This window comes from Pseudomonas sp. 20P_3.2_Bac5, from assembly GCF_025466035.1.
Lineage (GTDB): Bacteria > Pseudomonadota > Gammaproteobacteria > Pseudomonadales > Pseudomonadaceae > Aquipseudomonas.
Genome location: NZ_JANLOA010000102.1, coordinates 1 through 12,160, shown reverse-complemented (window position 1 = coordinate 12,160; position 12,160 = coordinate 1). Strand labels below are relative to the sequence as shown.

Below are 12,160 nucleotides of genomic sequence, written 5' to 3'. Positions count from 1 at the left end.
AAGCGGGAGGTCGAAGCCAGCTCTGTGCTTTCCTACGCCCAGCAACGCCAGTGGTTTCTCTGGCAACTGGAGCCGCACAGTACGGCCTACAACATCCCCGTGGCGCTGCGCCTCACCGGGGCGCTGGATATCAAGGCGCTGGAGGCCGCGTTCGGTGCCCTGATCGCTCGCCATGAAACCCTGCGCACCACCTTCCGCCAGGAGGGCGAGCAGGCGGTGCAAGTGGTGCACCCAGCCTTGCCGTTCGTGCTGGCGGTGGAACCGCTGCAAGCCGGCGAGGTGCTCGAAGAGCGGGTCGCCAGTGAGCTGCGGCGCCCGTTCGATCTGCAGCAGGGCCCTTTGCTGCGGGTCAGGCTGTTGCGCGTGGGCCAGGACGAGCATGTGCTGGTCGTGGTCCAGCACCATATCGTCTCCGACGGTTGGTCCATGCCGATCATGGTCGATGAGCTGGTGCGCTTCTACGATGGCTTCAGCCGGGGAGAAGACATTCATCTTCCCGGCCTGCCGATCCAGTACGCCGACTACGCGATCTGGCAGCGCAACTGGATGGAAGCGGGCGAGCAGGAGCGCCAGCTGGGCTACTGGACCGCGCAACTGGGTGGCGCGCAGCCGGTGCTGGAACTGCCGACCGATCGTCCACGCCCGCTGGTGCAAAGCCATGCCGGCGCGCGCCTGGATGTCGAGCTGGCGCCGGCGCTGGTCAATGGCTTGAAGGAGGTTGCCCGGCAACAAGGGGTGACCTTGTTCATGCTGTTGCTGGCGTCGTTCCAGACCTTGCTGCACCGCTACAGCGGACAGCCGGATGTGCGCGTGGGTGTGCCCACCGCCAACCGTAACCGGGCCGAAACCGAGGGGTTGATCGGCTTCTTCGTCAACACCCAGGTGCTCAAGGCGGAATTCGCCGCGGACACCACCTTCAAACAACTGCTGCAACAGGTCAAACAGACTGCCGTGCAGGCCCAGGCGCATCAGGACCTGCCCTTCGAGCAACTGGTCCAGGCCCTGCAGCCGGAGCGTGATCTGGGCCGCAGTCCGCTGTTCCAGGTGATGTTCAACCATCAGACCCAGTCCCAAGGGCAGGCACGCAAACTGGCGGGGCTGACGGTGGACAAGCTGGTCTCCGGGCAGCACACCGCGCAGTTCGACCTGACCCTGGAAACGCTCGAGCGGGAAAGCGGCCTCGGGGCCGCGCTCACTTACGCCACGGCGCTGTTCGATGCCTCGACCATCGAGCGCTTCGCTCGCCATTGGCGCAACCTGCTGCAAGGCATCTGCGCCGACGCCGGTCAGCGGGTGGAGGCCTTGCCGCTGCTGGACGCCGCCGAGCGCCAACAGATCCTCGTCGAGTGGAACCGCAGCGAGGCCGATTACCCGCGTGAACAGTGCCTGCCGGCGCTGTTCGAAGCCCAGGTACTGGCGACGCCGGATGCCACGGCGTTGGTGCTCGGTGATGCGTCGCTGAGTTATGCACAACTGAACTCCCGCGCTAATCAACTGGCCCACAAGCTGCGCGAACTGGGCGTGGGCCCGGACGTGCTGGTAGGTGTCGCGCTTGAGCGTTCGCTGGAAATGGTGGTTGGCCTGCTGGCGATCCTCAAGGCCGGTGGCGCCTACGTGCCGCTGGACCCGGATTTCCCGCCGGATCGCCTGGCTTACATGATGGAAGACAGCGGCCTGAAACTTCTGCTGACCCAGTCCTCGCTGCTGGCGCAACTGCCGATCCCGGCGGGTATCGATAACCTGTGCCTGGATCAGGATGGCGACTGGCTGGACGGCTACGGTCAGGACAACCTGCCTGGCCTCGCAGGTCCGGACAATCTGGCCTATGCGATCTACACCTCCGGTTCCACCGGCCTGCCCAAGGGCGTGACGATTCACCATCAGGCGCTGGTCAACTTCCTGTGCAGCATGGCCGATCAGCCGGGCATCACGGGCAACGACCGGGTCCTGCAACTGACCTCGCTGTCGTTCGATATCGCCGGCCTTGAGCTGTACCTGCCTTTGCTGCGTGGCGCTGCGGTGGTGTTGCTGAACACCCACCAGAACAAGGATCCGCAAACCCTGCTGAACGTGATCGCCCAGCAGAACGTGACGGTAATCCAGGCCACGCCTTCGAGCTGGCGGATGATCCTCGACGCGGCACCGGCTGGCGTGCTCAGCGGCAAGACGATTCTCTGCGGCGGCGAAGCGCTGAGCGCCGAACTGGCCCAGCGCCTGATCGAGCAGGCCGGACATGTGTGGAACGTCTACGGCCCGACCGAAACCACTATCTGGTCGGCCCGCCATTACCTCACCGAAAGCGACGACGTGTGGCTGGGCAAACCGTTGGCCAACACCACGCTGCATATCATCAGCGACGATATCGACGTGCTGCCGGTGGGCGCCCGTGGCGAACTGCTGATCGGCGGCGACGGTCTGGCCCGTGGTTATCACCAGCGTCCGTCGCTGACCGCGGAACGCTTTATCCCCGATCCGTTCTCCAGCAATGGCGGCCGCCTGTACCGCACTGGTGACCTGGCGCGTTACCACGCCGACGGCGTGATTGAGTACGCCGGTCGCCTCGACCATCAAGTGAAGATTCGCGGTTTCCGCATCGAACTGGGCGAGATCGAGGCGCGGCTGCTGGAGCACCCGGCCGTACACGAAGCGGTGGTGATCGATATCGACGTCAGTGGCCACAAGCAACTGGCGGCCTACCTGATCGGTGACGAAGACAGCAGCGGGCTGCGCGCTGAACTCAAGGCCCATCTCAAGGCGGGCCTGCCGGATTACATGGTGCCGAGCCACCTGGTGTGGCTGGAAAAAATGCCCCAGACCCCCAACGGCAAGCTCGACCGCAAGGCCCTGCCGAAACCGGACGCGAGCTTGAACCAGTCTGTCTGGGAGCCGCCGCGCAACGAGCGCGAGCGGCAACTGGCGCAGCTCTGGATGGAGCTGCTGAAAGTCGAGCGGGTTGGGCTCAAGGATAATTTCTTCGCCCTGGGCGGCCATTCGCTGCTGGTGATCACCCTGGTCAGCCGGCTGCGCGAGGCGTTCGATACACGCCTCAGTCTGCATGACTTCCTGTTGCTGGAAACCTTCGAGGACCTGGCGGACTTCCTCGCCGTTGGCGAAACCCGGGTGAAGAACCCGGTGGTGAGCATGAATATCAGCGCCAGCAACAAGGCGCCGCTGTTCTGCCTGCCACCCGGCGGTGGCGGAACCTACGCCTATTACCCGCTGGCCGGGCATCTGGGCGTGCAGCGCAGCGTGCTCGGAGTGGTCAACAAGAGCTATGTGGTGCCGGGCTGGCGGGAAACCTCCTGGGACGACATGGTCGCCTACTACGTCGAACAGATTCGCAAGGTGCGTCCGGCGGGCCCATACAACCTGCTGGGCTGGTCCCTGGGCGGAGCGCTGGCCATCGAGGTGGCCCATGCCCTGGAGTCCGCCGGTGAACATGTGGCCTTCCTCGGGCTGGTGGATACGCACCTGCCCAAAAGCGAGCAGGCGCTGGCGAACGATGATGGCGTGGACAACGAAGAACCCGAGGCGGGGCCCTGGGACGGTCTGGTGAAGAGCCTGCTGGCATTCGCCCCGGGGACTGGCGAGGCGGTGGTGCTGGCGTTGATCGAAGAGGGCTCGGCGCGCTTCAGCGATCCCAAGGCGGCGGCGGACTGGGTCATGGTCCAGGTGGCCGAGCGCAGCGGTGCTGATATCGAGGCGCTGCGGGCGATTCATCGGGATATCGGGGTGCAGGCGGAGATCGCCAGCGGGTATCAGTTGCTCAGTGCCAATATGGCCTTGGGGCAGGCCTTTGTGCTCAAACCGTTGAAGGTTCGGCCACATTGCTGGTGGGCGGGTGGCAGCCGTAGCGTGGAGCAGGTCGAGGCAGCGCAAGGGTTGCTGAAGGCGGGGTGTGCGTTGGATGCGCTGTGGTCAGCGACGCTGGAGGGGGCGAAGCATGACGATGTCATTCTTGCGCCGGCATTGCTCGATAGCGTGGCCTTGCACCTGGAACGCGTGGAGTAAGCCCGCGAAGGCGGCAAAAGAAAAGGCCAGTCGGGACACCCGACTGGCCTTTTTTGTCACCCGTTCAAACGATCAGAAATCGCCACGCAGGGTCAGCATGTAGGTGCGCGGTTCGCCCCAGATATTGCCGCGGTTGAGGCCGGAGGCAGTCGAGTAGTACTTGCGGTCGAAGAGGTTTTCACCGGTCAGGTTGACCTTCCAGTGCTCGTCGAGTTTCCAGCCGATACGCGCATCCCAGATGGCGCGACCCGGGGATCCGTAGTCGTAGCCGCCGGAGAGTTTGTTCTCGTAGCGCGACTGCGCAGAAACGCCGGCGCCGACGGTCAGGCGGTTCCATTCGCCTTCCTGCGGGGTGTAGCTGGTGCTGACACGGGCCAGGTGCTTCGGCGTATCGACCGTCAGGGAGTTACCCTCGGGGCTGACGATGCGGTTATAGGTATAGCCGGCCAGGACTTCCAGGCCCGGCAACACTTCGCCGCTGGCTTCCAGGTCGATACCCTTGCTGCGCTGGATCAGACCGTTGACCTGGCAGAAGCCGCTGGCATTGGTCGGGCACAGGTGGCTTTCGTCCGGGTCGATGACGGCGAGGTCTTCCTGCTTGATGTAGAACAGCGCGGCCGACACGTTCAGGCGTTTGTCGAAGAGTTCGCCCTTGATCCCGGTTTCGTAGTTGGTGCCGATGGCCGGGTCGAGCGGTGAGCCGCTGAACGTGCGGTCGTTCTGTGGCTTGAAGATGTCCGCGTAGCTCGCGTACCAGGACCAGTTCTCGCTGAAGTCGTAGATCAGGCCGGCGAAGGGGGTGACTTCGCGGTTCTGCTGGGTCACGTAATCGTTACCGCCGCCGAGGACTTGATCGTAGTCGTATTTGTACCAGCTGACCCGGGTGCCGAGGACCAGGCTCAGTGGTTCGGTCAGGTGCAGGCGGGTATTGGCGTAGATGCCCGAACGCTCGTCCACGTATTCGGATTGCTGGGTCCAGGCCGAGCGCACCGGTTTGGCGAAGGCGTTGTGATTGACATCGAAGATGTTGATCGGGATGGCAGTTGGGCGCTGGTACGGCAAGCGTCGTTCCGTCACATCCTGGCGCGACCAGTTGGCGCCCAGGGTGACCTGGTGCGATTGGCCGAAGGCGTCGAAGTGGCCGTCCATGAAGCTGTCCACACCGATGTTTTCGATGTTGGTGTGCCGGAACTCCACGTTGCGCCATACCGAGCCTGTCTGGGTAACCGGGCTGATCGCGCCGTTACCGTAGGCCGCCACCATGTCCAGGTCGCCCTTGGACCAGGTGAAGGAGGTCTTGTTGGTCCAGTTCTCGTTGAAGCGGTGGTTCAGTTCCAGGAACACCTCGCTCATGTTGGTGTTGAGGTGGTTCCAGTCCTGGACCAGCGCGGTGGAGCGGGAGATATCCAGCGATTGGCCGTTGCTGTAGCGCGGCAGCCCCCAGATCGAATAACCGTCGACGCGTTTTTCCTGGCGACGCAGGCCGGCGGCCAGAGTGGTGTCTTCGGCCAGGTCCGCTTCGATGATGCCGTAGAGCAGCGGCGTCTTGGCGTTGTACGCGTCGAGGTAGGAGCCCTTGTCTTCATACGCGGCGACGACCCGGCCGCGCAGGGTGCCTTCGGCGTTGAGGCGACCGCTGCCATCCAGGTCCACACGGTAGTTGTCGTAGGAGCCGGCACGGGTAGTGATGGAGAAATGCGGTTCGGCGGTCGGGCGCTTGCGCACCAGGTTGACCGCGCCGCCGGGGTTGCCGGCGCCGACCAGCAGGCCGGATGCACCACGCAGCACTTCCACCCGGTCATAGATGGCCATGTCCGGCGACATCCAGCCACCCGGGGCGTAGGCCTGACCGGCAACGCCGTCGACCATGTAGCTTTCGTCGGTCAGCACGAAGCCGCGGGACTGGAAGGCGTGGGAGCCGAAGTTGCGCTGGGTGAAGGACAGGCCCGGGGTTTTCGACAGGACCTGGTCGAGGGTCACCAGGTTCTTGTCGTCCAGCAGTTGGCGGGTCATCACGGTCACCGATTGCGGCGTCTCGCGCAGCGACTGCGCCGACTTGCCGATGGTGACAGCGCCGGTGGTGTAGGAGCCGGTACGGTCGGTGGTAGCACCCAGTCCCTGAGAGTTGATCGAGGTCGGCGCCAGGTTGACCGCTGCCGAGCTGTCGCTGGCGGCGAGGGTCAGGGTATTGCCTTGCACGCTGTAGGTCAGCCCCGAACCGCCGAGCAATCGGGCGGCCGCCTGCTCTGGCGAGAATTTGCCTTGTACCGCACCGCTGGTTTTGCCTTGGACATCTTCAGGGCTGTACAGCACCTGCAGATTGGCCTGGCGACCCAGTTCCTTCAATGCGCCGGCCAGGGACTGGGCGGGAATATTGAGCTCCACTTCCTGGGCCTGGACCTGCGCGGCCAGCGGGAGCATGAGCGCCATGCCGATGGCGGCCAGCGAAGGCTTGGCACGGAAGGCGCGGCTCATCAGCAACGCTTTGCTCAGGGGAGTCAGTCGGGGCGGTTTATGCATGCGCTGAAAACTCGTTCTAATGGTTGTGTAAAGAGTGAGTGACGGCCGGTGGAGGCAACGGCTCGTCAGGCAGGCAGCGCTCTGCTGGAGGGCGATAAAGCCCGGGCACCTCTTTCTTGGGATCGAGCGCGTTCGTCGTTGAAGGGAACGAGTTGCACATGCATTTATTTAACGAATTTTTCACGTGTCGCCGGTTCGCGTCTGATCGCCTGAAATCTCCTGTATTCAGGGCGGTTCGTCGTTTTTATGGCGTCATTTTTATGGGGGTGTGAGGAAGGGGGTGATGGCCTCTGGGGCAGGGCCTGGGATGGCTTTCGCGAGCAAGCTCGCTCCTACAGAAGAGTTGCCTGAGTGACGGTCGAATGCCCGGAGCCCCAACCCCGGAATTCCGTGAAGAACCATCTTTAAACGGCGAGGAGGGGCTTTGCTCAGAAATCGCCGCGCAAGGTCATCATGTAGCTGCGTGGATCGCCGTACAGATTGCCGCGATCCAGCCCATTGGCGGAGTAGTAGTACGTGCGGTCGAAGAGGTTTTCCCCGGTCAGCCCGACGGTCCAGTGCTCATCCAGTTTCCAGGCGATGCGCGCGTCCCAGACGGCGCGCCCAGGCGAGCCATACGCCTGGCCGAGGCTGGTTTCATTGACATAGTGGGACTGGGCGGAAACACCGCCGCCCACGGTCAGGCGGTTCCAGTCGCCCGGCAGGGTATAGCTGGCGCTGACACGGGCAAGGTGCTTCGGCGTCTCGATGGATACCGGGCCGCCGGCGCTGCTGTGGGTCAGGTTATAGGTGTAGCCCGCCAGCAATTGCAGGCCGGGCAGGACCTCGCCGCTGGCTTCGATGTCGATGCCTCGGCTGCGCTGCACGGTGCCGTTGACATAGCAGGTGCCCGCCACGTCGTTGGTCAGGCATCGCCCGCTGCTGGCGGTGTCTTCGGCGAACACATCATCCTGTTTGATATAGAACAGCGCCAAGGCCACATTCAGGCGCCTGTCGAAGAGCTCGCCCTTGAGCCCGGTCTCGTAGCTGGAGCCGATTGCGGGGTCGAGCGTGGAGCCGCTGACCGTGCGGTAAATGCTTTGTGGCTGGAAAATATCGGTGTAGCTGGCGTACCAGGACCAGTCCTGATCGATGTCGTAGATCAGCCCGGTGAACGGCGTCAGCCGGTGGTGTTGTCGGGCGATGAAGTCGGCGCCGCCGAGCTTGTAGTCGAAATCGTAGGTATACCAACTGGCCCTGCCGCCCAGAATCAGGCTCAAGGGCTCGGACAGGTGCAACTGGGCCTTGGCGAAGATGCCCGCGCGCTCGTCGAGCGTGCGGTTTATCGACGACCAGGCCGGGCGGGCAGGCTTGGGAAACGCATGATGGTCGACGTCGAACAGGTCGACGGGAATGTTCGTTGCCACCTGCGCGCGTTTTTCCAGCAAGTCCTGCCTCGACCAATTGATGCCGGTAGTGATCTGTTGCGACAGGCCGAACATCTCGAAATTGCCTTCCAGGTAGCTGTCGATCCCCGTGCTGGTGACATCGGTATGGCGAAACTCCACGCCGCGGAATGTCGAGCCGGTCTGCGTCACCGGGTCGACCGTGCCTCGGGCGTAGGCGACCGCCTGGGTGAAGCCGCCCACCGAGTGGATGAGCGAGACTTTGCCGTTCCAGTCATCGTTGAAACGGTGCGCCACTTCGGTGAACACCTCGGTGATCTGCGGCTTGTGTACGTTCCAGTCCTGCACCAACGCGGTGGAGCGGGGGACATCCAGCGCGCTGCCGTCCGCATAGCGTGGCAGGCCGAAAATCGAGTAGCCGTTGACCGTACTGGCCTGGTAGCGAAGGCTGGCGGTGACGGTGGTGTCATCGCTCACATCGGCGTCGACGATGCCGTACAGCAGCGGCGCGCTGGAGTGGCGTTCGTCGAGGTAGGAGCCCTTGTCCTCGTAGGCCGTGACCAGGCGCCCGCGCAGGGTGCCGGCATCATTGAGCTTGCCGCTGGCATCCAGGTCCAGCCGGTAGCTGTCCCAGGATCCCGCACGCGCCGTCACCGACAATTTCGGCTCCGCGCCAGGGCGCTTGCGAACCAGGTTGACCGCGCCACCCGGACTGCCGGCACCGATCAGCAGTCCTGCCGCGCCGCGCAGGATTTCGACCCGGTCATAGATCGCCATGTCCGTCGGCAGCCAGGCGGTGGGGCTGTAAGCCTGTCCGGGAATGCCGTCCATCATGTAGCTTTCATCGCCCACCACGAAGCCGCGGGACTGGTAAAGGTGCGAGCCGAAATTGCGCTGGCCGAAGGTCATGCCTGGCGTTTGCGCCAGGACTTGGTCCAGGCTGGTCAGGTTGCGGTCATCCATGAGTTGACGCGTCATGACGGTGACCGACTGCGGCGTTTCGCGCAGGGTCTGCGTCGATTTGCCGAGGGTGATCGCGGCCGCGCCATATGAACCGGTGTTTTCGCTGGTCGCATCCAGCGGTTCGGCGCTGATCGAAGTTGGTGCCATGTCCAGCACGGACGAGGTGTCGTTCATGCCCAGGGTCAGGGTGTTGCCCATCAGGCTGTAATTGACCGGCGCGTTGCCGAGCAACAATCCCACGGCCTGTTCGGGTGGGTAACTGCCGCGAATGGCATGGCTGACCATGCCCTGGATATCGTCCGGGTTGCATAGCACCTGCAGATCACTTTGCCGTGCCCATTCCTGCAGCGCACTCCACAGTGGCTGGGCGGGAATATCGAATGCCATGGCCTCGGCGCGCACCTGCGTGGTCATGCTCAGTGCCAGGACGGTGCCCGCCACCGTGAGGGCGGGTCTGACCCGCAGGGCATGCTTCATCAGCAACGCAAGGCGTAGCGGTGTGCGTCGTTGCGATGTCTGCATTGGCTGAAAGGCCTTTCCGGTGGATAGGACGGTCTTCCTGGATGAGGTGTCGGGACAGAGGATGCTCGATAAGCTGGAGGCGACACACTGATATCAGGAAGATGGCAACGGGTGCCAAAACGAATCATATCCATTTAATTGAAATTGCACATTCCGGGATGCGGCTCAGCCCGGCCATCACCTGATCGGCGGTTTGGCCAAGCCTGGAGGCGCGTGCTGAATGACGCGCGGAAGGGTTCTTCGATGTCGGCCCCGGTTTTGCCGGAGCCCTGGCAGAATATTCAGGCGGTCAGTGGTTCCTCATGCGGCTGTTCAACCTTGACCCGACCGGCCTCCATGCGCACCAGATGGTCGGCAACCGGGAAATACCGGTCATCGTGGGAGATGACGATGATGGTCTTGCCCTGCTGTTTCAGTTCCGGCAGCAGTTCGGTGTAGAACACCCGGCGGAAGGCCGGGTCCTGGTCGGCGGCCCATTCGTCGAACACCAGCAACTGACGCTCGTCCAGCCAGGCGCTGATCAGCGCCAGACGCTTGCGCTGGCCGGTGGACAGGTCGGTGGTGGTGAACGCGCCGTCGCGGATGCTGACTTTGTGGGCGATATCCAGGCGCTCCAGGTATTTCGCGGCATCGCCGGTCAGTGGCGCATCTCCCGGCAACGGATCGTCGAACAGGTAGTAGTCGGCGAAGATGGTGGTGAACAACTGCCGGTAGTCGTCCAGTTCCTCGGGTTGCAGCACCGCGCCGTTGAGCAGGATTTCGCCCTGTTGCGGGGTGTACAGGCCCAGCAGCAGCTTGATCAGGGTGGTCTTGCCGCCGCCGTTCTCGCCGACGATGAACACGATGTCGCCCTGCTTGATGCTCAGGTTGATCGGGCCGAGGTGGAACGACTCGCTGCCTTCCACCGGCGGGTAGTCGTAGCGCACCTGGCGCAGTTCCAGGGTCTGCATGTTCGGCAGGGCAGAAGGACGGTCGCTGACTAGCAGGTGAGGCTCCGGCGAGGAGAACTTCCACGACAGTTCCGCGATCCGGCCCAGGGCGATCTTGGCCCGGGAGATGATCGGCATGGCGGTGACCAGTCGCTCCAGCGGGCCTTTCATGTAGAGCATTACCAGCACGAAACCGCCCAGCACGGTTTTTTCCGCTGCCGGCCACAGGGCCTGGAAGGCGACAGCCATACCGATCACGGCGAAGAACAGCATCGAACCGAAGGTCTCGGCGCTGACGAAGATATTGGCCGCGCGGATGTTCGAGGTGCAGATGCGTTCGGTGGTGGTGAAGATCTTTTCATCCAGCATGTGCTGGCGGCGACGGCGCTGGATGCGCAGCTCCTTGGCGCCTGCCGACAGTGCCTGGTAGTGCTTCTGCAACTCGTCTTCGCCGTCACGGGCCGCGACAATGCTGCGCATGCCGGCCTTGTGCGCCAGGTACTGCGCGCCGCTGCCGATCGCCACGGTGACCAGGGTCAGCAACAGGATCTGCCACGAGAGGAATGCCAGGTAACTCAGGCAGCCGAGGGTCACGGTAAAGGCGATCACCATCGGCGCCACCGACAGGGCGAAGTTGCTCAGGGTGGTGACGTCATTGAGCAGCACCGGAATCAGCCGGTGCGAGCGATAGCGCTCCAGTTGCTCGATCGGCGCCACCAGCACCTTGGCCGCCAGCTCGCGGCGCAGGTTGGCCACGACCCGCTGGCCGACCTTGTTGCTCAGCAGGCTCGACAGGGTGGAGCAGGCGAGGGTGAGCACCAGCAGACCGGCAAACATCAGCGCTGAATTGACGTTCGGTCCGCCGTCCTGGGTCATGGCGTTGTTGAGGGTGGCCAGCAGGCCGGTGACGCTCAGGCCGCTGACGATCCCCAGCACGGTGGAGAGCACCACCAGCCACCAATATGGCTTGAGGATGCGCAGGGTTTCCCCGGTCAGGTTTTCGGTTTTGAGCGTCATGCGGTGGTCTCTCGGGTCGCTGAGGGTTTTTGCCGTCAGGGAGAGGACGAGGTGCAACAGGGGAAATTTAAAGGGCCGGGAAGCCCTGCCATCTGTCGGACAGATGAATTCTGTCGCTGATTCACCGACGGGCGGTTTCAGTGACTCGCCATGTGTTGCACAATAGGCGCCGTTTCTCCCCTCCAGGATTTGCAATGTCAAAGTCAACCGTCCTCGGTGCGCTCGGGCTGGCCCTTGTGCTGGCGGGTGTCGCCGGCTGTTCCTCGAAGAAAGCCGCTGTCTATGAGCACGAGAATTTCGATGATTCCGGGACCTTCTCCCGCAGCTTCCCGGTCAGCGAGTCCGGCTCCTGCGAAGCGGCCCGTCGCGCGCTGCTGAGCCAGGGCTACATCATCACCTCCAGCGACAAAGGCCAGGTCAACGGCAACAAGAGTTTCCAGCAGACTGGCGACAGCCACCTGCAGATCACCTTCAACGTGGTCTGCGCCAACGACATGAGCGGCGCACAGCGCTCGACCATGTTCGCCAACGCCCTGCAGGACCGCTACGCGCTGAAGAAGTCCAACACCTCGGCGAGCCTGGGTGTCGGTGTGCTCGGCTCGGTATCGATGCCGATCGGCTCGTCCGACGATTCCATGGTCAAGGTGGCCAGCGAGACGGTGACCTCGACCCAGTTCTACGACCGCTACTTCGCCCTGGTGGAAAGCTTCCTGCCCAAGCCGACGAAGAAGAAGGCCGTGGTGCCTGAAGCTGTCGCGCCTGAAGCCGCTGTCCCGACCAAGCCGGCCGTTGAGCTGGGCGTGCCGGAAATGC

The 12,160-nt window shown here is 63.4% G+C and carries 4 protein-coding genes and 1 pseudogene; 2 read left to right on the top strand and 3 right to left on the bottom strand.

Annotated features, from left to right (window positions below):
* Positions 1 to 27: 27 nt before the first annotated feature.
* Positions 28 to 4,011: pseudogene (locus NTD88_RS18580) on the top strand (amino acid adenylation domain-containing protein); the annotation flags it as partial.
* A 72-nt stretch (positions 4,012 to 4,083) separates the two neighbouring features.
* Here NTD88_RS18580 and NTD88_RS18575 read toward each other — a convergent pair.
* From NTD88_RS18575 to NTD88_RS18565, 3 genes are all read right to left on the bottom strand, one after another.
* On the bottom strand, positions 4,084 to 6,486 hold the full coding sequence (locus NTD88_RS18575) for a TonB-dependent siderophore receptor (protein WP_410017293.1): 2,403 nt from the start codon (positions 6,484 to 6,486) through the stop codon (positions 4,084 to 4,086).
* 473 nt (positions 6,487 to 6,959) lie between these two features.
* Complete coding sequence (locus NTD88_RS18570) at positions 6,960 to 9,401, bottom strand: TonB-dependent siderophore receptor (protein ID WP_410017292.1); 2,442 nt, start codon at positions 9,399 to 9,401, stop codon at positions 6,960 to 6,962.
* A 281-nt stretch (positions 9,402 to 9,682) separates the two neighbouring features.
* Complete coding sequence (locus NTD88_RS18565) at positions 9,683 to 11,347, bottom strand: cyclic peptide export ABC transporter (RefSeq protein WP_262155750.1); 1,665 nt, start codon at positions 11,345 to 11,347, stop codon at positions 9,683 to 9,685.
* A gap of 194 nt (positions 11,348 to 11,541) precedes the next feature.
* Here NTD88_RS18565 and NTD88_RS18560 point away from each other — a divergent pair.
* A partial coding sequence (locus tag NTD88_RS18560; RefSeq protein ID WP_262191744.1) for a DUF2242 domain-containing protein occupies positions 11,542 to 12,160 on the top strand: 619 nt, incomplete at its 3' end.